Source organism: Variovorax sp. GW821-FHT06D12 (assembly GCF_059419205.1).
This window is the reverse complement of sequence record NZ_JBWKRI010000004.1, coordinates 201,408-225,102: the sequence shown is the minus strand read 5'-3', so window position 1 is coordinate 225,102 and position 23,695 is coordinate 201,408. Positions and strand designations below refer to the sequence as shown.

General features: G+C 69.3%; 18 protein-coding genes. 12 read left to right on the top strand and 6 right to left on the bottom strand.

Translation table 11 applies throughout. The features are described from left to right. Positions 1–45: 45 nt before the first annotated feature. From AC07SQ_RS14735 to AC07SQ_RS14715, 5 genes are all read left to right on the top strand, one after another. The gene (locus AC07SQ_RS14735) at positions 46–1,563 is read left to right on the top strand and encodes a sugar ABC transporter ATP-binding protein (RefSeq protein WP_495273160.1); all 1,518 of its coding nucleotides are present in this window, start codon (positions 46–48) and stop codon (positions 1,561–1,563) included. Continuing rightward, the gene (locus tag AC07SQ_RS14730; RefSeq protein WP_495273052.1) at positions 1,560–2,540 is read left to right on the top strand and encodes an ABC transporter permease; all 981 of its coding nucleotides are present in this window, start codon (positions 1,560–1,562) and stop codon (positions 2,538–2,540) included. Before AC07SQ_RS14735 ends, AC07SQ_RS14730 begins: the two co-directional genes overlap by 4 nt. A 47-nt stretch (positions 2,541–2,587) precedes the next feature. Beyond that, entirely contained in the window at positions 2,588–3,733 is a 1,146-nt protein-coding gene (locus AC07SQ_RS14725) for an alcohol dehydrogenase catalytic domain-containing protein (RefSeq protein WP_495273051.1), read from the top strand. Beyond that, on the top strand, positions 3,730–5,256 hold the full coding sequence (locus AC07SQ_RS14720) for an FGGY-family carbohydrate kinase (RefSeq protein WP_495273050.1): 1,527 nt from the start codon (positions 3,730–3,732) through the stop codon (positions 5,254–5,256). The genes AC07SQ_RS14725 and AC07SQ_RS14720 overlap by 4 nt, the downstream gene beginning before the upstream one ends. A gap of 296 nt (positions 5,257–5,552) precedes the next feature. Next, entirely contained in the window at positions 5,553–6,290 is a 738-nt protein-coding gene (locus AC07SQ_RS14715) for an SDR family oxidoreductase (RefSeq protein ID WP_495273264.1), read from the top strand. Between the two features lie 11 nt (positions 6,291–6,301). On the opposite strand, the gene AC07SQ_RS14710 is transcribed toward AC07SQ_RS14715, so the two are convergent. Genes AC07SQ_RS14710 through AC07SQ_RS14700 form a run of 3 tightly spaced genes read right to left on the bottom strand, consistent with a single transcriptional unit; the run spans position 6,302 to position 9,808 of the window. After that, a complete protein-coding gene (locus tag AC07SQ_RS14710) occupies positions 6,302–6,616 on the bottom strand; it encodes a polyhydroxyalkanoic acid system family protein (protein WP_062476134.1) in 315 nt (104 codons plus the stop codon). Then, a complete protein-coding gene (locus tag AC07SQ_RS14705) occupies positions 6,609–7,748 on the bottom strand; it encodes an aminopeptidase (protein WP_495273263.1) in 1,140 nt (379 codons plus the stop codon). Before AC07SQ_RS14705 ends, AC07SQ_RS14710 begins: the two co-directional genes overlap by 8 nt. Beyond that, positions 7,748–9,808, bottom strand: coding sequence for a molybdopterin-containing oxidoreductase family protein (locus tag AC07SQ_RS14700; RefSeq protein WP_495273262.1), 2,061 nt, complete (start codon positions 9,806–9,808; stop codon positions 7,748–7,750). The genes AC07SQ_RS14705 and AC07SQ_RS14700 overlap by 1 nt, the downstream gene beginning before the upstream one ends. Before the next feature lie 58 nt (positions 9,809–9,866). Here AC07SQ_RS14700 and AC07SQ_RS14695 point away from each other — a divergent pair, with 58 nt between their 5' ends. Then, complete coding sequence (locus tag AC07SQ_RS14695; RefSeq protein WP_495273268.1) at positions 9,867–11,000, top strand: ABC transporter substrate-binding protein; 1,134 nt, start codon at positions 9,867–9,869, stop codon at positions 10,998–11,000. Positions 11,001–11,288: 288 nt separating this feature from the next. Here the strand turns inward: AC07SQ_RS14695 and AC07SQ_RS14690 are convergent, their stop codons facing one another. The 3 genes from AC07SQ_RS14690 to AC07SQ_RS14680 are packed head-to-tail and all read right to left on the bottom strand — an operon-like array spanning position 11,289 to position 14,837. Further along, entirely contained in the window at positions 11,289–12,389 is a 1,101-nt protein-coding gene (locus tag AC07SQ_RS14690; protein WP_495273261.1) for a M14 family metallopeptidase, read from the bottom strand. Continuing rightward, positions 12,386–13,588, bottom strand: a complete 1,203-nt coding sequence (locus tag AC07SQ_RS14685) for a M20 aminoacylase family protein (RefSeq protein WP_495273260.1) — start codon at positions 13,586–13,588, stop codon at positions 12,386–12,388. Before AC07SQ_RS14685 ends, AC07SQ_RS14690 begins: the two co-directional genes overlap by 4 nt. Positions 13,589–13,643: 55 nt before the next feature. Further along, on the bottom strand, positions 13,644–14,837 hold the full coding sequence (locus AC07SQ_RS14680) for a glycerophosphodiester phosphodiesterase (protein WP_159273539.1): 1,194 nt from the start codon (positions 14,835–14,837) through the stop codon (positions 13,644–13,646). Between the two features lie 110 nt (positions 14,838–14,947). Between AC07SQ_RS14680 and argE the strand changes: the two genes are divergently transcribed. The 6 genes from argE to AC07SQ_RS14650 all read left to right on the top strand — a co-directional run bounded on the left by argE (position 14,948) and on the right by AC07SQ_RS14650 (position 23,677). Beyond that, positions 14,948–16,114, top strand: coding sequence for an acetylornithine deacetylase (gene argE, locus AC07SQ_RS14675; RefSeq protein ID WP_095950723.1), 1,167 nt, complete (start codon positions 14,948–14,950; stop codon positions 16,112–16,114). A 28-nt stretch (positions 16,115–16,142) separates the two neighbouring features. Beyond that, positions 16,143–17,366: a DUF445 domain-containing protein gene (locus AC07SQ_RS14670; RefSeq protein WP_495276215.1), complete on the top strand. Its 1,224-nt coding sequence runs from the start codon at positions 16,143–16,145 to the stop codon at positions 17,364–17,366. 127 nt (positions 17,367–17,493) lie between these two features. Continuing rightward, a complete protein-coding gene (locus AC07SQ_RS14665) occupies positions 17,494–19,152 on the top strand; it encodes a Vgb family protein (RefSeq protein WP_495273258.1) in 1,659 nt (552 codons plus the stop codon). A 118-nt stretch (positions 19,153–19,270) separates the two neighbouring features. Beyond that, complete coding sequence (locus AC07SQ_RS14660; RefSeq protein WP_062472795.1) at positions 19,271–20,047, top strand: MHYT domain-containing protein; 777 nt, start codon at positions 19,271–19,273, stop codon at positions 20,045–20,047. A 73-nt stretch (positions 20,048–20,120) separates the two neighbouring features. Beyond that, on the top strand, positions 20,121–21,731 hold the full coding sequence (locus AC07SQ_RS14655) for an acyl-CoA carboxylase subunit beta (protein ID WP_495273257.1): 1,611 nt from the start codon (positions 20,121–20,123) through the stop codon (positions 21,729–21,731). Further along, a complete protein-coding gene (locus AC07SQ_RS14650; protein WP_495273256.1) occupies positions 21,728–23,677 on the top strand; it encodes an acetyl/propionyl/methylcrotonyl-CoA carboxylase subunit alpha in 1,950 nt (649 codons plus the stop codon). Before AC07SQ_RS14655 ends, AC07SQ_RS14650 begins: the two co-directional genes overlap by 4 nt. Positions 23,678–23,695: the final 18 nt, after the last annotated feature.

Sequence of the window (23,695 nt, the reverse complement as noted above, 5' to 3'; positions counted from 1 at the left end):
CCGGACGCGCCGCCCGTGACCGTCACGTACGAACCACCCCGGGAGATGCTGCGGCTGGAAGGCGTGTCCAAGCGCTTCCCGGGCGTGAAGGCCCTGTCGAACATCGACCTCTCGGTGCGCCAGGGCGAGGTGCACGCGCTGCTCGGCGAGAACGGCGCGGGCAAGTCGACGCTGATGAAGATCCTCGGTGGCATCCACCAGGCCGACGAGGGCCGCATCGTCATCGACGGCACCGAGTGCCACTTCGCCGGCTACGGCGACGCCATCGCGGCGGGCATCGGCATCATCTTCCAGGAGTTCAGCCTGGTGCCGTACCTGAACACGGTGGAGAACATCTTCCTGGGCCGCTACCTCACGAACCGCTTCGGCCTCATGGACCAGGCGGCGATGCAGCGCGAAGCCCGCGCGGTGTTCGACGAACTGGGCGTGCAGATCGACCTCGGCGTGCCGATCTGCCAGCTCTCGGTGGCGCAGCAGCAGTTCGTCGAGATCGGCAAGGCGCTGTCGCTGAAGGCGCGGCTGCTGGTGCTCGACGAACCCACCGCCACGCTCACGCCCAACGAGGCCGAGCACCTGTTCAAGGTGATGCGCGCGCTGCGTGCCAGGGGCGTGGCGATGATCTTCATCTCGCACCACCTCGATGAAATCTTCGAGGTGTGCGACCGCATCAGCGTGCTGCGCGACGGTGCCAACGCCGGACACGCCGACGTGGCCGCCACGACCGTGGACGCGCTGGTCGAGATGATGGTGGGCCGGCGCATCGAACAGAGCTTCCCGCCCAAGCCGCAGCCCGCGCCGAACGGCCGCAAGGTGCTCGAGGTGCCCGAGATCCAGCTCGTGAAGGACGGCCCGGTCAACCGCTTCGACCTGCACGCGGGCGAGATCCTCGGCTTCGCGGGGCTGGTGGGCTCGGGACGCACCGAACTCGCGCTGGGCATGATGGGCGCCGACCGCGCGCACCGCAAGACGGTGCTGCGCAACGGCCAGCCCGTGCGCCTGGACGACCCGACGCAGGCGCTCGCGCACGGCATCGGCCTGCTGCCCGAAAGCCGCAAGGTCGAAGGGCTGATCACCGACTTCACGATCCGCTTCAACATCTCGCTGAACAACCTCGGGCGACACCGCCGCGCGGGCGTGGTCGACACGACTTCCGAGAAACGCGCGGCCGATGAACTCTCGCGCCGCGTGGGCGTGAAGGCGCCGGGCATCGACACCCGCGTGGCCACGCTGTCGGGCGGCAACCAGCAGAAGGTGGTGATCGCGCGCTGGCTCGGCCACGACTGCGAGGTGCTGATCTTCGACGAGCCCACGCGCGGCATCGACGTGGGCGCCAAGGCCGAGATCTACCAGCTGATGCGCGAACTCACGCGCCAGGGCAAGTCGATCCTGATGATCTCCAGCGAGCTGCCCGAGATCGTCGGCCTGTGCGATCGCGTCGCCGTTTTCTCGGGCGGCGCCATCGTGGCCACGCTCACGGGCGACGCGATCAACGCGGGCGAAATCATGCGCCACGCGACATCGTCTTCTCCCTCCCTTCCCTCTTCCTCCGGAAGCCCCTCATGACTGCCACCGCCACCCATCCCACGCCGCCCGTGCCCGCGGGCGGGTTCTTCACGCAGCTGCGCCGCTCCACGGCCTTCCTGCCGCTGGTCGGGCTCATCGCCATCTCGGTCTTCATGATCGTGGCGACCGACAACTTCCTTTCGGTGAGCAACCTGCAGAACATCGCGCTGCAGTCGTCCATCAACGCGATCATCGCGGTGGGCATGACGGCCGCGATCCTCACGGGCGGCATCGACCTCTCGGTGGGCGCGGTGGTGGCGCTGTCGGGCACGCTGGCCTCGGGGCTGATGGTGCACTTCGGCCTGCCGCCCGTGCTCGCCGTGCCGCTCGGTCTCGGCGTGGGCGCGGTGATCGGCCTGTTCAACGGCTACTGCGTGGCCTACCTGCGCATGCCGCCGATCATCGTGACGCTGGCCACCATGGGCATCGCGCGCGGCATCGCCCTGATCTACACCGGCGGCTACCCGATCGACGGGCTGCCCGAGTCGTTCGCCTTCCTGGGCAGCGGCACGCTCGCGGGCCTGAAGGTGCCGATCCTCATCATGCTGGCCACCTACCTCGTGGCCTACGTGCTGCTCAACATGGCGCCCTTCGGCCGCTACGTGTACGCCATCGGCGGCAACGAGGAAGCCACGCGGCTGTCGGGCGTGCGCGTGTCGCGCTACAAGCTGCTGGTGTATGTGCTCAGCGGCCTCACGGCCGCTGTCGCAGGCATCGTGCAGGCCGCGCGCGTCACCAGCGGCCAGCCCGGCGTGGGCGTGGGCTTCGAGCTCGACGCCATCGCGGCGGTGGTGATGGGCGGCACGTCCATCGCGGGCGGCCGCGGCGCCATCGTGGGCACGCTGGTCGGCGCGCTGCTGCTGGCGGTGCTGAACAACGGTCTCAACATGATCGGCGTGTCGCCGTACCTGCAACTGATCATCAAGGGCGGCATCGTGCTGCTCGCCATCTTCATCAGCCGTGAAGCCCGCCGCTGACCTCTTCTCCTCCGCTTCTTCGCACCCCTCCTGATCTCAAGGAATCCATGTCGTATCAAAAGCTCCAACCCGGCGCCACGGGCGCCATCGGCGAACTCGCCGCCATGCAGGCCGTCGTGTGCCACGGCCCGAAGGACTACCGGCTCGAGACCGTCGCGATGCCCGTCATCGGCCCGAACGAACTGCTCATTTCCATCGCGGCCTGCGGCATCTGCGCTTCCGACTGCAAGTGCCACTCGGGCGCGAAGATGTTCTGGGGCGGCGACGGCCAGCCCTCGTGGGTCAAGGCGCCGGTCATTCCCGGCCATGAGTTCTTCGGCTACGTCGAGGCGCTGGGCGAAGGCGCGGCGGAGCACTTCGGCGTGGAGAAAGGCGACCGCGTGATCGCCGAGCAGATCGTGCCCTGCGGCAAGTGCCGCTTCTGCACCAGCGGCAAATACTGGATGTGCGAGGTGCACCACATCTTCGGCTTCCAGCGCGTCGTGGCCGATGGCGGCATGGCCGACTACATGCGCCTGCCGCCGACCTCGCGCGTGCACAAGATCCCCGACGGCATCTCACTGGAAGACGCGGCCATCATCGAGCCGCTGGCCTGTGCGATCCACACCGTGAACCGCGGCGAGCTCCAGCTCGACGACGTGGTGGTGATCGCCGGCGCCGGCCCGCTGGGACTGATGATGACGCAGGTGGCAGCACTCAAGACGCCCAAGAAGCTGATCGTGATCGACCTCGTGCCCGAGCGCCTGGCACTCGCGAAGCAGTACGGCGCCGACGTCGTCATCAACCCGAAGACCGAAAACGCCGATGCCATCGTCAAGGGCCTCACCGAAGGCTACGGCTGCGACGTGTACATCGAGACCACCGGCGCGCCCATCGGCGTGACGCAGGGCCTGGACATGATCCGCAAGCTCGGCCGCTTCGTCGAGTTCAGCGTGTTCGGTTCGGAGACGAGCGCCGACTGGTCGATCATCGGCGACCGCAAGGAACTCGACGTGCGCGGCGCGCACCTGGGCCCGTACTGCTACCCGGTCGCCATCGACCTGCTGGCGCGCGGGCTTGTCACCTCGAAGGGCATCGTGACGCACGACTTCCCGCTGACCGAATGGGAGCACGCCTTCGCGCTGGCCAACTCGCTCGACTCGATCAAGGTGCTGCTCAAGCCTGCACCGCAGGCGTCGGGCAGCGCGGCATGACGTACGTGATCGGCGTCGACATCGGCACGCAGAGCACCAAGTGCCTGCTGGTCGGCATCGACGGCAAGGTCCATGCGCAAGCGAGCGTGGCCTACCAGCCCGAGACGCCGAAACCGCTGTGGGCGCAGCAGGACTGCGAGGTCTGGTTCGACGCCGTGTGCGAGAGCGTGCGCGCCTGCGTGGCGCAAAGCGGCGTCGCTGCCGCCGACATCGCCGCGCTGTGCGTGAGCAGCCTCTACGGCGGCGCGGGCATCCCGGTCGACGAGGCCATGCGTCCGCTGCACCCTTGCCTCATCTGGATGGACCGCCGCGCCACCGCCGAGGTCGACGCGGTGAACGCGACGGTCGACGTGGCGCGGCTGCAGGCCATCACCGGTAACGGCGTCGACAGCTACTACGGCTTCACCAAGATGCTGTGGCTGCGCGAGCACCGTCCCGAGGTGTGGGCGAAGACGCACCACTTCCTGCCGCCCAACAGCTACATCAACTGGCGGCTGACGGGCCAACTCGCGGTCGATCACAGCTCGGCCGGCAACATCGGCGGCGTGTACGACGCGGCGCGGCGGCGCTGGTCGGCGCAGGCGCTCGACATGCTCGGCATTCCGGCGCGCATGATGCCGCCGCGGCTCGTCGAATCGAGCGAGGTGGTGGGCCACCTGAGCGCCGAGTGGGCCACGCAGCTGGGCCTGCGCGAAGGCATGCCGCTGATGGCCGGCGGCGTCGATGCGGCGGTGGCCACCTTCTGTGCGGGCGTCACCGGCAGCGGCGACCATGTCGCGATGATCGGCACCAGCATGTGCTGGGGCTTCGTGAGCCCGACGGTGGACGCGCGCCACCAGCTCATCACCATGCCGCACGTGTACCGCGGCGCGGACCGCAGCTACGTGTTCGGCGGCGCGATCACGGCCGGCGCGGCCGTCACCTGGTTCCGCGAAGCCTTCTGCCAGGCCGAAGTGGCCGAGGCCGCGCGCACCGGCGAAGACGCACACGCCCTCATCGAACGCCGTGCGGTCGACGTGCCGCCCGGCGCCGACGGCCTGGTCTTCCTGCCCTACCTGATGGGCGAGCGCAGCCCGATCTGGGACGCGCAGGCCAAGGGCGCCTTCCTCGGCCTCTCGCTCGCGCACAGCCGCGCCCACCTGTACCGCGCCGTGCTCGAAGGCGTGAGCTTCGCGCTGCAGCACAACATCGAGGCCGGCCGGCGCAGCGGCCAGCCGCTGGACGACCGCCTGATCGTGGTCGGCGGCGCCGCGCATTCCGACCTGTGGATGCAGATCGTCGCGGACGTCACGGGCTACCGCGTGTTCACGATCGAGGAAGAGGTCGAGGCCGCCCTCGGCGCGGCGATGCTCGCAGCGCTCGGTGCCGGGCTGGTCGATGCAGCCACCGCCGAGCGTGGCTGGGTCACGCTGGTAGAGCGCGCGCGGCCCGAGCCTGCGGCGCAGGCGGTCTACCGGGAGCGCTTCGAGATCTACACGTCGCTGTACCCGGCGTTGCGTGATGCGATGCATCGGTTGGGATGACGCACGCACTGTCCAGGGCGACGCTCCCGCCGACGCGGTACCTTGCTCCGCGAATGTCCCCCGGGGCTTCGCCCCTCCTCCTTGATTTCGCTGCGCAAGGCACCGCATCGACGTGAGCGTGGGCAGTGCGGTCGTTGATCGGCTGCACACCAGCGCTGCGTCCCGTGCGCAGGACACTGGGTGCTTCCCGCAGCGAAATCAAGGAGGAGGCCGCAGGCCGGGGGACATTCGCGGAGGGAAGTACCCGGTGGCCTGTGCACTCGCCCTGAACCACCACCTTTGATGAGCAGAACACCATGACACCCACCTTCGACTTCTCAGGCAAGCGCGCCCTCGTGACCGGCGCCAGCAGCGGCATCGGCCGCGCAGTGGCCGCACAGCTCGCCCAATCAGGCGCACAGGTCACCGCCGTGGGCCGCAACGCCGACGCGCTGGAAGCATTGCAAGCCGAGTCCGGCTGCCTGCCCTTGGCCCTGGACGTGGCCGACGTCACCGCATTGGAAGAGGCGCTCGCCCCGCTGCCCGCGTTCGACCTCGTAGTGAACTGCGCTGGCACCACACGCATCGAGCGCGCCATCGACCTGCAGGCCGGGAGCTTCGACGCCGTGATGGCCGTCAATGCACGCGCCGCCGCGCTCGTGGCCGCGCGCTGCGGCCGGGCCATGATCACGGCCGGCATGCGCGGCAGCATCGTCAACGTGTCGAGCCAGGCTTCGCTGGTCGCGCTCGATGCGCACCTTTGCTACAGCGCCGCGAAGGCGGCGATGGACGCCGTCACGCGCGCGCTGTGCCTCGAGTTCGGGCCGCACGGCATCCGCGTGAACAGCGTGAACCCGACCGTCACGCTCACGCCCATGGCCGAGCAGGCGTGGTCCGATCCGGCCAAGAGCGCGGCGGCGCTCAAGAACATTCCGCTGGGGCGTTTCGCGCAGGTCGACGAAGTGGTCGCGCCAATCTTGTTCCTGCTGTCCGCCGGCGCGGCGATGGTCAGCGGCGTGGCGCTGCCCATCGACGGTGGCTACACGATCGTCTAGACCGTCGCCCGTCAGGCGAAGCGGGTGCCGCCCTGCGGCGCGTCGAGCAGCGCATCGAGGTTGCGCGAGATCTTCTGCTCGATCTGGTCGCTGAAGCTGCTGAACAGGAAACCCAGCGTCGCCTCGAGCCGGAAGGTGTCGGCCGTGACCTCCACCGTGCCGTCGATGCCCGCGCGGCTGAACTGGGCCCGGTCGCAGTCGGTGCCCTCGGTGTAGGTGCATTCCAGACCGTAGTCCTGCTCGACCTGATGCACCCATTGGCGCGCGACTTCGCGGGCGCCGGCAATGCCCAGCGTGTGGTTGCGTTCGATTTGGATGTCAGGCACCGTGGTCTCCGTTGTCGTCGTGTGTGCGGCCTTGGCGCGCGTGGGTGTGCAGGATACCCGTGGCGGCCTGCAACGCATTGCGGCGCTCTTCCGTCGTGGGCAGCGCGGCAATGCGCCGCACCGCAGTGTAAAAGCGCGGCCAGTCGCGGCCCTCGCGCTCGAACAGCGCTTCGAAGCCCGGCACCAGGTCGTCGTAGGCGCCCTGCGCACCGAAGGCCGCGTTGTTGGCGCGCGCCACCCAGCCGTCATACGCGTTCTGGCGCGGACCGGTCCATGCCGCCTTCAGCGCGGTGTAGCGCTCGCGGAAGTCGGCCATGGCGGCCTGCTTCTGCGCCTCGACCTTCGCCCAGTCCTTCGCCTTGGCTTCGGGCGACTCGTACACCTGCGTGAGCGTGCGGCGCGTGTTGAGCGCCAGCGCACGGAAGTCCTGCCGCTGTGCATTGAACTGCGCGTACTCGGCGCGCGCCGCCTCACCGGCCTCGCGCTGCAGCCACATCGCGCCGCCGATGCGCTCGACGGCCGTGGCGTACGACTCGTTGAACACCGTGTCGCCCGGCACATAGAGCACCTGGTGCGCCAGCTCGTGGAACACGAGGCGCGCCAGCTCGCCCTCGGGGTAGCCGATGAAGGTGGACAGCAGCGGATCGCCGCCGGCCCAGTTCATCCAGCCCAGTGTGGAGTAGGCCGGCACGGGGTACACGGCCACTTCGAGGCCATTCGTCTTCTGCGCCTCGGCCTCGGTTTTCGCGGCGGCTTCGTCGTAGTAGCCGCGGTAGCCCACGCAGCCCGCGACCGGGAAGCACCAGCTCTTGAGCGTGAGCGAGTACGGCGGCGCGGCCACCACGTTCCACACGGCCGCGGGGCGATGCAGGTCGGCATACGAGGTGTAGCTCGCGTTGTCGGGCAGGCCGAGTTCGCTCGATGCGAAACGGCGGATGCGCTGCGCGAGTTCGAGCTTGGCCTTGAGCGGCGCCCCCACGGCCGGATCGGCCAGCCATTCGGGCACGGGCTTGGCCGCGCGCAGGATGTCGAGGTGGCCGTTGGCCGATTGCCAGTAGTAGCCGAGGTCGGCGCAGCCACTCAAGAAAAGCGCGCCGGCCAATGCCAGCGCGGGCGCGCGCAGCCGTCGCATCACGCCTTTTCGACCTGCACCAGGCAGTCGTAGAAGGTCGGGCCCCGGCCGATGTCGGTCAGGCGCTGGCTGGTCAGCTCGTTGACGTTGGTGCCGTCCATGCCGAGCTTGCGCCACCAGATGCCCATGCCGTGCACCACGCCCTGGCGCGCGCGGCGCGACACCTCGGCGCGGCAGCGGTGCTCGCCGCGCTGGTTGAACACGCGCACCGTGGCGCCGTCCTCGATGCCGCGCGCGGCGGCATCGTCGGCGTGGATCTCGAGCAGCGGCTCGACCTCGATCGCGCGCAGGCTGGTCACGTTGACGAAGGTCGAATTGAGGAAGTTGCGCGCCGGCGGCGAGATCATCGCCAGCGGGAACTCGGTCGAGCTGCCGGCCGGCTCCCAGTTGGGCACGTGGTCGGGCAGGCCGTCCATGCCCATGGCCTGCAGGCGCTCGCTGAAGAATTCGCAGCGGCCCGAAGGCGTGGGGAACGTGCCTTCGGCGAACGGCGCCTCGGCCAGCTTCAGGCTGGTGAAGCCTTGCGCGCGCAGCTGCTCGAAGTCGATCGTTTTCTCGGCGAAGGCGGTGCGGCACAGCGACTCGTCGCTCTCCGAAAAGCAGGGCTCGTCGAAGCCCAGGCGGCGCGCCAGTTCGCGGAACACCCAGGCGTTGCTGCGGGCCTCGCCGCGCGGCGCGACGGCCGGGCGGTTCAGCAGCACGTCGGTGTGGCCGTAGCTGCAGTGGATGTCCCAGTGTTCGAGCTGCGTGGTGGCGGGCAGCAGGTAGTCGGCGTAGTCGGCGGTGTCGGTGCGGAACTGCTCGAGCACCACGGTGAAGAGGTCTTCGCGCGCGAAGCCCGCCACCACCTTGGCCGACTCGGGCGCGACCGCGACCGGGTTGCTGTTGTAGACCACGAGGGCCTTCACGGGCTTCGCAGTGTCGAGCAATGCGTCGCCGATGGTGCTCATGTTGATGGTGCGCGGCTTGCGCCCGGCCAGCAGGTCGGGGCGCTGCAGCGCGGCGCGGTCGACCGGGTAGTGGCCCGAGCTGCTGAGCAGCAGGCCGCCCGCGCGGTCGCGCCAGGCGCCGACCAGCGACGGCAGGCAGGCGATGGCGCGCGCCGCGTTGCCGCCGCCGCGCACACGCTGCATGCCGTAGTTCAGGCGGATCGCGGCCGGCTTCGTGGTGCCGTAGGCCTGGGCCAGCGCCACGATCTGTGCTTCGGGAATGCCGCAGACCTCGGCCGCGCGCGACGGCGGCCACTGCAGCGCGCGCTCGCGCAGCTGCTCCCAGCCCAGCGTGTGGTTGGCGATGTAGTCGTGGTCGAGCCAGTCGTGCACGATGAGTTCGTGCATGAGCGCCAAGGCCAGCGCGGCGTCGGTGCCGGGCAGCAGCGCGATGTGCTCGTCGCACTTGTCGGCGGTTTCGGTCTTGCGCGGGTCGATGCACACCAACCGTGCGCCGGCGCGCTTGGCGGCCTGGGCGTGGCGCCAGAAGTGCAGGTTGCTGGCGATGGAGTTGCTGCCCCAGATGAGGATGAGCTTGGCCTCGGCGAAGAACTCGATGCGCATGCCGACCTTGGCGCCCAGCGTGTAGACCATGGCCTCGCCGCCCGCCATCGAGCAGATGGTGCGGTCCAGCAGCGAGGCGCCCAGCTTGTGGAAGAAGCGCCGGTCCATCGATTCGCCCTGCACCAGGCCCATGGTGCCCGCATAGCTGTAGGGGAGAATTGCTTCCGGTTCCGACTGCAATCCCCGAAGATGCGCGGCGATATCGTCCAATGCAGCCTCCCACGAGACGGGCTCGAAGCGGCCGCTGCCCTTGGGACCGACGCGTTTCAGGGGCTGCACGAGCCGCTCGGCATGGTCATTGCGTTCGATGTACCGGGACACCTTGGTGCACAGCACGCCGCCGGTGTGCGAGTGGGCGGGGTTGCCTTGCAGCTTCACCGCCACGCCGTCCTTGACGGTGGTGACGAGCGCACAGGTGTCGGGGCAATCGTGCGGGCAGGCGCCCAGCACCGTGGAAGGTGCGGAGGCGTCGGGCGTGTCGAGGAGGGAATCCGTTGCGTGGGCCATCGGACAAGTCTAATTTGAGTATCAACACACAGGGCAGAGGGAGGATTTCACCATGACGATGCAATTGAATCGCAGGCATTTTTCGATCGCCACGGCGGCCGCCGCCACGCTGGGCGGCTTCGGCATCGCCCGGGCGCAGGGCGACACGCCGCTGGTGCTGGGCCAGTCGGCGCCGTTCACCGGGCCGGCCGCGCAGCTGGGCATCCAGTTCCACCAGGGCGCCAAGCTGTTCCTGGACCAGTACAACGCCCAGCCGGGCCAGCGCGACGTGGTCATCAAGAACCTGGACGACGGCTACGAGCCCGACCGCTGCGCGGCCAACACGCAGAAGCTGATCGGCGAGGACGTGTTCGCGCTGTTCGGCTACATCGGCACGCCGACCAGCCTGGCCGCGCTGCCGCTGGCGGTGAAGGACAGGGTGCCGTTCATCGCGCCATTCACGGGCGCGATGTCGCTGCGCGAGCCTTTTCACCGCAACGTGTTCCATCTGCGCGCTTCGTACAACGACGAGACGGCATTGATGGTGAAACAGCTCACCCACCTGGGCATGAAGAAGATCGCGGTCTTCTATCAGAACGACGCCTACGGCAAGGCCGGGCTCGACGGCGTGACGCTGGCGCTGGCCCAGCAGGAACTCAAGCCCGTGGCGCTGGCCACGGTGGAGCGCAACTCGGCCGACGTGGCCGCGGCGGTGAAGACGATCATGGCGAGCCAGCCGGCGGCGGTGGTGCAGGTGGGTGCCTACAAGGCCTGCGCGGCGTTCATCCGCGAGATGCGCAAGGCGGGCTACGGCGGTGTGTTCTTCAACCTCTCGTTCGTGGGCACGCAGGCGCTGGCGGACGAACTGGGCAAGGAGGCCGCGGGCGTGATGGTCACGCAGGTGGTGCCCTCGCCCTACAACCAGGCGAATGCGCTGGCGCGCGAGTTCACCGAAGCGGTGCGCAAGGCGGGCGGCGGCGCGAGCGCCAATTTCTCGAGCATGGAAGGCTACCTGGCCGCCAAGGTGCTGACCGAGGGCCTGCGCCGCGCACCGGGCGGCAAGGGCACGCGCGACGGGCTGATCGCGGGGCTGGAAAGCATCGAGCGGCAGCAGTTCGGCGGCTTCGAGGTGTCGTTCTCTTCGAAGAGCCATGTGGCTTCGAAGTTTGTCGAGCTGTCGATGCTGACTGCTGACGGGCGGGTGCGGACGTAGTTTTTTCGCGCTCTGGTTCGGGGCGCGTGCACAGGCCACCGGGTACTTCCCTCCGCGAATGTCCCCCGGCCTGCGGCCTCCTCCTTGATTTCGCTGCGGGAAGCACCCAGTGTCCTGCGCACGGGAAGCAGCGCTGGTGTGCGGCCGATCAACGACTGCACTGCCCAACGCTCACGCCGATGCGGTGCCTTGCGCAGCGAAATCAAGGAGGAGGCCGCAGGCCGGGGGACATTCGCGGAGCAAGGTACCGCGTCGGCGGGAGCACGCCAGAGCGCGCGCCCGGGCCGTTCAGGTTCCGCTGCTCAGCCCGTCCACCGCCTGGAACATCGCCTGCCGCGCCTGGCTCACGATCTGGCCGCGCCAGGCGTCGGAGTCCGTATAGAACGCCTCCACCATGCGCGCGCGGATGCCATCGGCCAGGTCGGCCGGTGCGTCCGGGTGTTTGTGCAGCCAGTGGTCGGCGCGCAGGGCGCCGGTCACTTCGAGCATCGGCAGCGTGCCGTATTCGAGCGCGATGCCGGTGTACTCGGCCTGCGGGCACTCTTCGTACACGGCGTCCCACATCAGGCCGCGCAGCAGCGCCGAGGTCGAGGAGCCGTCGTAGATCGAGGTGACGGGCGCCGCCGGCGTGCCCCACCACGCGTTGGCGCGGGCGTAGGCCACCTTGTCGTCGCGGCAGGCAAAGATGCGTTCGCCCAGGCCGTTGGGGCCGAGCCCCGTGTGCAGGTCGATCCAGGCCAGGCGCTTCGCGTGGCCTGCATGGCGGCGCAGCACGCTGCGGATGGTCTTGTTGCTCCAGGTCGGGGCCTTGCCGCCGAAGAACAGACCGTCGTCGAACTGGTACTGGCCGCTGGTCACCGCCGCCTGGTAGGCCGTGGCGCCGTGCTTGTCGATCCACTTCTCGATCGCGGCCTGGTTGTCTGGCGTCGGCGGCCAGGTGTCGGGCAGCAGCAGCGGGTGCAGCTTGGCGTAGGGCTCGTTCACCGGCACGGGCTTCGAGAAGTCGAGGAAGTTGCGGTTCAGGTCGACGTTCTCGTGCGTCACGCGCCGGCCGTACGAAAAGCCGTGCGGGTTCAGCGCGTGCACGTACAGCACCGCCACGCCCTGTGCCTTGGCCTTCTCGCGCCATTCGGCGTCGTGCAGCGCGAACACCTGCACGCCGCTGCCGCAGTGGCCCTCGACGCCGTGGCAGGCGCTGGTGACGACGAGCAGCCGCTCGGCGTTGGCGTCGCCGTCGAGCGCCACGTCCATCGACAGCTCTTCGCCGTCGCGGCCCTTGAGCGGGTGCGCGTGCGGCTCGACCGTGAGGCCGGCGCTGACGCAGCCCTGCAGGAACTTCTGGCGCGCCTGGGCGTAGCGCGGCGAAAAGGCTTCGCCGATGCCGATCATGCCGCTGCGCCGCCAGGCTGGAGGAACTGCTCGGCGATCTGCACCCAGCAGGTCGCGCCCAGCGGGATGAGGTCGTCGTTGAAGTCGTAGCTGGCGTTGTGCAGCGTGCACGGGCCTTCGCCGTGGTGCACGTCGCGGTGCGCGCCGTCGCCGTTGCCGATGAAGGCATAGGCACCGGGCTTGGCCTGCAGCATGAAGGCGAAGTCTTCCGAGGTCATGGCGGCCTCCTGCTTGAGCACGTTCTCGGGGCCGACGATCCCGCCCATGACGCGGCGCGCGAAGTCGGCCTCGGCCTCGGTGTTGATGGTCGGCGGGTAGTAACGCTCGAAGCGGAACTCGCAGGTGGCGTCGTGCGCAGCGCAGATGTGCTCGCTGATCTGCTTCATCTTGGCCTCGATCATGTCGAGCACCTCGAGCGAGAAGGTGCGCACGGTGCCCGACAGCTCGCAGTTGTCGGGGATCACGTTGTTGGTCTCGCCGGCGTGGATGGTGGTGACCGAGATCACCGCCGAATCGGTCGGCTTCATCTTGCGCGTGAGGATGGTCTGGAAGGCCTGCACGATCTCGCAGGCGATCGGCACCGGGTCGATGCCGGTCTGAGGCAGCGCGGCGTGGCCGCCCTTGCCGACCACGTTCACATGGAACTTGTTGCCCGAGGCCATCACCGGGCCGGGGCTCACGGCGAACTGGCCGGCCTTCATGCCGGGCCAGTTGTGCATGCCGAAGACGGCGTCCATGGGGAACTGCTCGAAGAGCCCCTCCTTGATCATCTCGCGCGCGCCGCCGCCGCCCTCTTCGGCCGGCTGGAAGATCAGGTAGACGGTGCCGTCGAAGTTGCGGTGCTTGGCCAGGTGCTGGGCCGCCGCGAGCAGCATCGCCGTGTGGCCGTCGTGGCCGCAGGCGTGCATCTTGCCGTGGTGCTGGCTGGCATGGGCGAAGGTGTTGAGCTCGGTGACGGGCAGCGCGTCCATGTCGGCGCGCAGGCCGACGGCGCGGTTGCTGGTGCCGTTCTTGACGATGCCGACCACGCCGGTGGTGCCCAGGCCGCGGTGGATGGGAATGCCCCATTCGGTGAGCTTGCCTGCCACCACGTCGGCGGTGCGGACTTCTTCGAAACAGAGTTCAGGGTGGGCATGAAGGTCACGCCGGACGGCCGCGATGCCGGCCGCCTGCGTGACGAGCGAGTCGATGAGTTTCATAAGACACAGTCTAGGCTTTGCGGAATGCGCCGCAAAGACCGTGCCGGGCAAACCCTCAGCGGCCGATGCTCTTGAGGTACTCGGCGCGCGCGGCCAACGCGGTGTCGGTGAAGTCGGTGAACACGCCATCGACGCCGAGCTTGTAATAGACCGCGTATTCGTTCTTTCCGTCCTTGTTGTAGTCGGACGCGAGCCGGCGCGACTCGTTACGGAACGTGAAGGGGTGCACGAACAGGCCCGCCTTGTGGGCGTCGGCGATCAGCGTGGTGGGGGCCGTCGAGGTGGCGTCGGCGTCGTTGATCTTGCCGTCCTTGTTGACGTCCACCACCTTGCCGTCGGCGCCCACGGTGCCCTTGACGCTCACGATGTAGCGCTTCCAGGGGCCGATGCCGTCGGCGTAGGTCTTGATCTCGGCCAGCCCGGCGGGCGTGACCATGACGTCGAAGTTGCGCTTGTCGCCGGCCTTGGTCCACTCGTAGGGGCGGTCGACCGGCACGGCGTAGGTCATGGCGCCGGTCTTCATGTCGATGCCGTCGCCGTCGATCAGCTGGATGAGCTTGGTGTTCAGGCCCTTGCTCTTCATGTACTTGAGGCTGCCGGGCTCGAACGACTGCACGTAGATGGGCGCGGTCTTGCTGTTCCAGCCGGCGGCGTTGATGGCGGCGATGACCTTGTCTTCCATGGGCATGCCCAGATCGCGGAAGTAGGTCGGGTTCTTGGTCTCGGGGTAGATCGCGATGGTGCGGCCGGTTTCCTTCGACTTGGCCTTGGCGAAATCGATGATCTCCTGGAAGGTCACGACCTTGAACTTGCCGTTGAATTCCTGCGGGCGCTCGGCGTCGGTCGAGATGCCGCCCAGGGTCTTGATCTCGGCCAGCGTGAAGTCGTTGCTGAACCAGCCGGTCTGGGTTTCGCCGTCGACCTGGATGGTCTTCTTGCGCGAGGCGAAGCGGGGGTGCTTGGCCACGTCGGTGCTGATCGCCAGGTTGGGGTCGTGGCGGGCGATGAGCACGCCGTCCTTGGTGGAAACCAGGTCCATCTCGATGACGTCGGCGCCCAGTTCGATGGCGCGCGCGTACGACTCCAGCGTCTGTTCCGGCAGGTAGCCCGAGGCGCCGCGGTGGGCGATGACCAGCGGCGGGTTGCCGTCCAGCGTGAGCAGCTTGTTCGCCGCCGGGCCGGTGGTGCCACAGGCGGCCAGGCTCAGGGCGGCCGCGGCGGTCAGGGTGATCTGCAGGGACATGCGCATGTTGTCTTCTCCATCCAAACAAAGAAAAAAGAGGAGGCAGGCTACCCGCTGCGCGTGACAACGCCGATACCCATCTGCGCGGGCGTTCAACTTCCCGGACAATCTGTTGCATGCAGCACACGCTTTCTCCCCAGAGCCTCTTGATGGCGCAAACCTTGGTTCGCATGAACACGGTGAGCGCAAACAGCAACCTCGAGCTGATCGACTTCGCCCAGGCGCACCTCGCGGCCCTCGGCGTGAAGAGCCGCATCACCTACAACGCCGAGCGCACCAAGGCGAACCTGTTCGCCACGCTGGGCGAGGGCAAGCCGGCCGGCGTGATCCTCTCGGGCCACACCGACACGGTGCCCTGGGACGGCCAGGCCTGGAGCGTCGACCCGCTGTCGGCCGTGGTGCAGAACGAGCGCCTGTACGGCCGCGGCTCGGCCGACATGAAGAGCTACATCGCGATCGCGCTGGCCAATGCCCAGCGCTTCCTCGAGGGCGACGCGCCCTTCGCCGTGCACTTCGCCTTCACGTATGAAGAAGAGATCGGCTGCTTCGGCGTGCGCGAACTCATTGCCGACATGCGCGACGCCGGCATCAAGCCGCTGGCCTGCATCGTGGGCGAGCCCACCAGCATGGTGCCGGCCATCGCCCACAAGGGCGTGTACCGCTACAAGTGCTGCGTGCGCGGCAAGGAGGCGCATTCGTCGCTCACGCCGAAGTCGGTCAACGCCATCGAGATGGCCGCGCGCGTGATCGGCAAGGTGCGCGACATGGCCGAGGATTTCGAACGCAGCGAGCCGCGCTACGACGGCTTCGACGTGCCCTTCAGCACCGCCAGCGTGGGCCAGTTCCACGGCGGCATCGCCGACAACGTGGTGCCGCGCGACGCCGAGTTCCGCTACGAATTCCGCGACCTGCCCACGGCCGATGCCAAGCGCATGCAGTCCGACGTGCTGGCGTACGCCGCGAGCATCGAGCCGGCCATGAAGAAGGTGGCGCCCGACGCCGGCTTCAAGTTCGAAACGATCTGCGAGATTCCGAGCTTCCTGGGCGCGGCCGGCGATCCGGTCACGCTGCTCGCGCAGCGCCTGGCCAGCGAAGACCGCACCACGCTGGTGGCCTTCGGCACCGAAGCGGGCCTGTTCAAGAACGCCGGCATCCCCACCGTGGTGTGCGGCCCCGGCAGCATCGAGCAGGCGCACCAGCCCGACGAGTTCGTGAGTCTTGAGCAGCTCGCGCGCTGCGAGCTGTTCATGGAGCGCCTCGCGACCTCGCACACCATTGGCTGAAGACCCCGGCAGCGGCGCACTGCAACGCATGAAACGCGTCGCGCTCGGCCTGCTGTGCGCGGCGGCGGCGCTGTATGCGCTGGCCAGCGCGCTGCACGGCCAGCACCCGGCCTGGGGCTACGTGGCGGCCTTTGCCGAGGCCGCGATGGTCGGCGCCATTGCCGACTGGTTCGCGGTGGTGGCGCTGTTTCGCCACCCGCTGGGCCTGCCGATCCCGCACACGGCGATCATCCCGAGCAACAAGGACCGCATCGGCGCCAAGCTCGCGGGCTTCATCTGCGACAACTTCCTGAGCACCGCCCAGGTGCTGGCCAAGCTGCGCCAGTTCGACGCGGCGGGGCGCATCGCCGAGTGGCTGGCCCGGCCTGCCAGCGGCGAGCGGCTCGGCGAATGGGGCGTGGCCGCCACGCGCTACGGCCTGGCCGCCTTCGACGACGAACGGGTGCGCGACTTCATGGGCCGCGCCGCCGCGGCCGGCCTGGCGAAGATCGATCTCTCGCGCCTCACCGGCCAGGCGCTCGATGCGCTCACGGCCGGCGGGCGCCACCAGGCGCTGCTCGACGACGTGCTGCAGCAGGTGGCCGAGCTGCTCGACGGCGACGAGGTGCAGGCGCACATCACCGAGGCCATCGCGCGCGAGATCAAGACGCTGCGCTACGTGGGCCTGGACCAGGTGGCGGCCAAGCTCGCCACGCGCAAGATCGTGGCCGCCATCGCGCGCACGCTGGCCGAGCTGGCGGCCGAGCCCGAGCACCCGATGCGCAAGCGCTTCGACCACTTCGTGGACGACTTCGTGGTGCGCCTGAAGCTGGACCCCGAGTTCCAGCAGCGCGGCGAGCAGATCCGCGCCGAGCTCATCGCGCACCCCGCGCTGGGCGACTACCTGCACGGCCTGTGGGGCGAGCTGCTGGGCTGGCTGCACGACGACCTGGGGCGCCCCGACTCGACCATCCGCCAGCGCATCGCCACCATGGCCGGCGCGCTGGGCCAGCGGCTGCAGAACGACGCGGCGATCCGCGCCTGGATCAACGAGCAGCTCGAAGCCGCCGCGCCGGCGGCCATCGAGCGCTACCGCGAGGACATCCGCCGCTACATCGAGGAGCGCGTGGGCGAGTGGAACGCGCACGAGATGACCGACGAACTCGAGCGCCACATCGGGCGCGACCTGCAGTTCATCCGCATCAACGGCACGTTGGTGGGCGGGCTGGTGGGGCTGCTGATCCACACGGCGACGCAGCTGCTGCGCAACTGAAGCTGCGGGTTATCCGCAGCGGACGAAAGTCCGCGTCTTGTCCCGCGAGCGACTGCGCGGCCTCCTCCGGCTCCTAGACTGCGGGCGCACTGCCGCATCCACAAAGCCAACCCCAGAGGAGATCGCCATGCCCCGTCGCTCGATCCGCGCAGCCGCGCTGACCGCCGCCCTCGCCCTGCTCGCCGCCTGCAGCTCGCTGTCGCCACCGCCCAAGCGCCCCGCCGCCTGGGCCGCGCCCGAGGTGCTCGTGGCCCCGTCGTCCTTCGCGGGCGTGCACGGCCTGGCCATCGATGCGAAGGGCCGGCTGCTCGCGGGCTCCGTGCTCGGCAACACGCTGTGGGAGGTCGACCGCCAGACCGGCGCCGCCAAGGTGCTGATCGACGCGCCCGAAGGCCAGGCCGACGACATCGCGGTCGGCCCGAAGGGCGAGCTGGCCTGGACCAACTACCTCATGGGCATGCTGCGCTACCGCGAGAACGACAGCGCGCCGCTGCGCGTGCTCGCCAAGGACCTGCCCGGCCTGAACTCGCTCGACTTCGATCGCAAGAACGGCAAGCTCTACGCCTCGCAGGTGTTCCTGGGCGACGCGCTGTGGGAAATCGACCGCGAAGGCAAGCAGCCGCCCCGGCTCATCAAGAAGGACATGGGCGGCTTCAACGGCTTCGAGGTCGGGCCCGACGGCCTGCTCTACGGCCCGCTGTGGTTCAAAGGCCAGGTCGTGAAGATCAACCCCGCCGACGGCGCCCTGACCGTGATCGCCGACGGCTTCAAGATCCCGGCCGCCGCCAACCTCGACGGCAAGGGCAACCTGTGGGTCGTCGATGCGCGCAGCGGCGAGCTGGTGAAGGTCGATCTTGCGAGCGGCAAGAAGACCGTCGCCAAGCAGCTGCGCCCGTCGCTCGACAACCTGGCCATCGCGCCGGACGGGACGATCTACGTCTCCAACATGGCCAACAACGAGGTGCAGGCCTTCAACCCCGCCACCGGCGAACTGCGCACGCTCACCAGCGGCAAGGTGGCGGTGCCCGCGGGCCTCAAGATCGACGGCAGCGACCTGTGGGTGGCCGACGTCTTCGGCTTCCGGCAGGTCGACGTGCGCACCGGCGAGGTGCGCGACGTGTTCCGCATGCAGCGCGACCCCGAGCTCGACTACCCCTTCGCGGTCGGGCTGTCGCCCAAGCTGTTCGCGCTCACCTCGTGGTTCACGGGCTCGGTGCAGCTGGTCGACCGCCAGACGCTGAAGACGGTCGAGACGATCCACGGCCTGAAGGCGCCGTTCGACGCGCTGCCGATGCCCGACGGCAGCGTGATCTACGCCGAACTCGCCACCGGCAGCATCACCCGCGCCAGCGGGCCGAAGTTTGCAGAGAAGTCAGTGCTGGCTAGCGGGCTGAACGGCCCGGTGCAACTGGTGGTCGGCCAGGACGGCGCGCTCTACGTGACCGAGGCCGCCGGCAAGCTGCTGCGCATTCCGCTGGACGCCAGCGCCCCGCTGCGCACGGTGGCCGACGGGCTGGCGCTGCCCGAGGGCCTAGCCCAGACGCCGTGGGGCAGCTTCATCGTGGCCGAGAGCGCGGCGCGCCGGCTGGTCGAAATCGACCCGGCCACCGGCACCCGCCGCACCGTCGCCGAGAACCTGCCCATCGGCCTGACGGCCGGGCCCGGCCTGCCCCCGCCGTACGTGGTGACGGGGGTGGCCGTGGGCCGCGACGGCACGGTCTACATGGCGGCCGACAGGAACAATTCGATCTATCGAATTCGGCCTGTCATTCAGGGTAACAATTAGTACAAGTTTCTGTTTACTTTTATAAACACATATTACAAACTGGTCGGGACGCGTCGCAGCGTTCCGATCGCATAGGGCAGTCGGGGTCTGCGAAGCGCTCTTTCCGAAGGGACATCGCATGACTCCACTCGTCGTAGGCCAAGTGCTATCGCCCGAATACTCCCTGGGGCTGGTCGCGCTTTCGTTCGTCATTTCCTTCTTCGGCTCGCTGGTGGCCCTGATCTGTGCCGGGCGCATGGTCGGCGCCGACGGCAAACCCAACCTGGCCATCGTGGCCTGCGCCGCGGTGGCGCTGGGGGGCATCGGCATCTGGTCGATGCACTTCATCGGCATGCTGGCCTACCGGCTGCCCTTCGGCATCGCCTACAACATGCCGCTGACCATCGTGTCGCTGGTGGCGGCCATCCTGATCTCGGGCATTGCGCTGTACCTGGCGGGCGGACGCGCCAAGTTCAGCCGCTCGGGCTGGCTGGCGGGCAGCCTGCTGGCGGGCCTGGGCGTGTGCGTGATGCACTACATGGGCATGTTCGCGATGAACATGCGGGCCACGATGAGCTTCGACTTCAGCATGGTCGCGCTGTCGGTGGTCATCGCCATCACGGCCGCCGCCGCGGCGCTGTGGCTGGCCTTCAACCTGCGCAAGTTGAGCCACCAGGTGGCCGCCGCCGCCGTGATGGGCGTGGCGGTGTGCACCATGCACTACGTGGGCATGAGCGCGGCCAGCATGATCTGCACGGCGGCCGCCCCGGTCGACGCGCTCTCGCTGGGCGGCAGCTACATGGGCCTCACGGTGTTCGGCACGGCCGGCGCGGTGCTGATCTTCATCTACTGGGTGGTCACGGGCAGCAGCCTCGACGCCGCGCCCGCTGCACAACGGCGCGTGCGCCCCAGCTAGTTGGCGCAAGCGGGCCGGGGGCCCGCCTCCTAAAGTCTGTGCGAAACGACACGCGCGCACCGCACAGACCCCCATGCCCTTCCTCGAATCCCGGCTGCACACCGCCGGAGACAGCTACCAGGCCAACCGCGCCAGCATGCTCTCGCTGCTGGACCAGGTCCGGTCCCACGAAGCCCGCGCCGTGGCCGCCTCCAGCGCCTCGGCCGAGCGCTTCGCCAAGCGCGGCCAGCTGCTGCCGCGCGAACGCCTCGCGCTGCTGCTGGACACCGGCGCGCCCTTCCTGCCGCTGGCCACGCTGGCGGGCCTGGGCCAGGACAACCCCGACCTCGCCAAGAGCGTGCCCGGCGGCGGCCTGATCGCCGGCATCGGGCGCGTGGCCGGCGTGCGCTGCATGATCAGCGCCTCCGACTCCGGCATCGACGCCGGCGCGCTGCAGCCCATGGGCCTGGACAAGCAGCTGCGCCTGCACGAGATCGCACTGGAGAACAAGCTGCCCTTCATCCAGCTGGTGGAAAGCGCGGGCGCCAACCTCATGCAGTACCGCGTGCAGGACTTCGTGCGCGGCGGCAACATCTTCCGCAACCTCGCGCGGCTCTCGGCCGCGGGCCTGCCGGTGGTGACGGTGACGCACGGCTCGTCGACCGCGGGCGGCGCCTACCAGACGGGCCTGTCGGACTACATCGTGATGGTGCGCGACCGCACGCGGGCCTTCCTGGCCGGGCCGCCGCTCTTGAAGGCCGCCACCGGCGAGATCGCCACCGAGGAAGAACTGGGCGGCGCCGTCATGCACACCCACATCTCGGGCCTGGGCGACTACCTGGCCGAGGACGACCGCGACGCGCTGCGCATCGCGCGCGCCATCCTCGGCGGCATCGACTGGGCACGCGACGAGGCGCCGCGCACCTTCGCACCGCCGCGCCACGACGCCGAGGAGCTGATGGGCCTCATGCCCGCCGACGGCCGCCGGCCGGTGGACATGCGCGAGGTCATCGCGCGCATCGCCGACGGCTCGGAGTTCCTGGCCTTCAGCGAGCACTACGGCAGCGCCACGGTCTGCGGCCACATCCGCCTGGAAGGCCACGCGGTGGGCATCATCACCAACAACGGCCCCATCGATTCCGACGGCGCCACCAAGGCTACGCACTTCATCCAGGCTTGCTGCCAGTCGCGCACGCCGATCGTCTACCTGCAGAACATCACGGGCTACATGGTGGGCCGCGCGCACGAGGAGGCCGGCATCATCAAGCACGGCGCCAAGATGATCCAGGCCGTGACCAGCGCCACCGTGCCGCAGATCACGCTGCACTGCGGCGCCTCGTACGGCGCGGGCAACTACGGCATGTGCGGTCGCGGCTTCGCGCCGCGCTTCTGCTTCAGCTGGCCCAACGCACGCACCGCCGTGATGGGCGGCGAGCAGGCCGCGCAGACCATGGCCATCGTGATGGAGGCCGGCATGGCCCGCAAGGGCGCCATCGACCGCGAAAAGATCGACGCGATGCAACGCCAGATCGTCGAGCGCTTCGAGCGCCAGATGAGCGTCTTCACCACCAGCGCGCTGCTGCTGGACGACGGCGTGATCGACCCGCGCGACACGCGCGCCGTGCTGGCCGAGGCGCTGTCGATCTGCCGCGACGCCGAGGCGCGTGCGCCGCAACCCATGCAGTTTTCGGTGGCACGGCCATGAGCACCTTTCACAAGATCCTGATCGCCAACCGCGGCGAGATCGCCGTGCGCGTGATGCGCACCGCGCGCGCCATGGGCTACCGCACGGTCGCCGTGTACTCGCGTGCCGATGCAGACGCCGAGCACGTGCGCCAGGCCGACGAGTCCGTGTGCATCGGCGAGCCGCTGCCCGCGCAGAGCTACCTGAACATCGAGTCGATCGTTGCCGCGGCCCGCGCCAGCGGCGCCGACGCGGTGCACCCGGGCTACGGCTTCCTCGCCGAGAACGCGGCCTTCGCGCAGGCCTGTCGCGACGCGGGGCTGGTCTTCATCGGTCCGTCGCCCGAGGCCATCGTCGCGATGGGCGACAAGGCCGGCGCCAAGCGGCTCATGCAGGCGGCCGGCGTGCCATGCATTCCCGGCTACCAGGGCGACGATCAAAGCACCGCCACGCTGGCCGCCGAGGCCGAACGCATCGGCTGGCCCGTGATGATCAAGGCCACGGCCGGCGGCGGCGGGCGCGGCATGCGGCTCGTGGCCTCGGCCGGCGCCTTTGCCGAGCAATTGCAGAGTGCGCAGTCCGAGGCGCTGCATGCCTTCGGCGACGCCACCGTGATCCTGGAGCGCGCCATCGTCGCACCGCGCCACATCGAGATCCAGGTGTTTGCCGACCGCCACGGCCACGCGATCCACCTCGGCGAGCGCGACTGCTCGGTGCAGCGGCGCCACCAGAAGGTGATCGAGGAAGCGCCCTCGCCGGCCGTCGATGCCGCGCTGCGCGCGCGCATGGGCGCCACCGCCGTGGCCGCCGCCAAGGCCATCGCCTACGAAGGCGCGGGCACGCTCGAGTTCCTGCTCGACGCGCAGGGCCAGTACTGGTTCATGGAAATGAACACGCGGCTGCAGGTGGAGCATCCCGTGACCGAAGCGGTGACGGGCCTGGACCTCGTCGAGCTGCAGTTGCGCGTGGCCGCCGGCGAGCCGCTGCCGCTGACGCAGGAGGACGTGCGCATCACCGGCCATGCGATCGAGGTGCGGCTGTGCGCCGAAGACCCGCAGCAGGGCTTCCTGCCGCAGAGCGGCACGCTGAGCGCATGGCGCACGTCACCGGCTCTGCGCACCGAGCACGCACTGCGCGACGGCGCCGAAGTGCCGCCCTTCTACGACTCGATGATCGCCAAGCTCATCGCCTCGGGCCGCACGCGCGACGAAGCGCGGCAGCGGCTGCTGGCGGGCCTGCGCGACACCGTCGCACTGGGCCTGCCGACCAACCAGGCATTGCTGCAGCGCGCGCTCGTGCACCCGGTGTTCGCGAGCGGCGGAGCGACCACCGCCTTCATCGGCGACCACCTCGATGCGCTGCTGGCCGCCGACACTGCGAGCGACACGCGCGCCGCCCTGCTCGCGGCCCTGCTGCTGCAGACCGGCGCACGCGGCTGGCCTTCGCCGCTGGCGCACACGCTGCCCAACGCCTTGCGCTTTGCGCTCGACGGCACCGTGCACACGGCGCGCGTGACACCGCGCGGCGCGGCGCGCTTCGAGGTCGTGCTGGACGACGCCGCGCCGGCCGCGCTCGCGCTGCTGGCGCTGCCGGACAACGGCCCTGTGCGCTTTGCCTGTAACGGCGTGGCCGCGCAAGCGCGGGTCGTGCGGCGCGGCGAACGCACGGACGTCCACTTCGACGGCCGCGCCCACCGCCTCGACGACCTCACGCACGTGGCCGTCCCGCGCGCCGGCGCGGGCGGCGGCGACGGCCTGCTGCGCGCCTCGATGAACGGCCGCGTGGTCGCGCTGCTCGCTGCCGAGGGCGACACCGTCTCGGCAGGCCAGCCGCTGGTCACGCTCGAGGCCATGAAGATGGAACACGTGCACTGCGCACCGCGCGCAGGCCGCGTCGCGGCGCTGCATGTGGCCGTGGGCGCGCAGGTGGCCGCGCGCCACATCGTGGCCGAGATCGCCGAGGCCTGAAGGCCTCTCCCCTTTTTC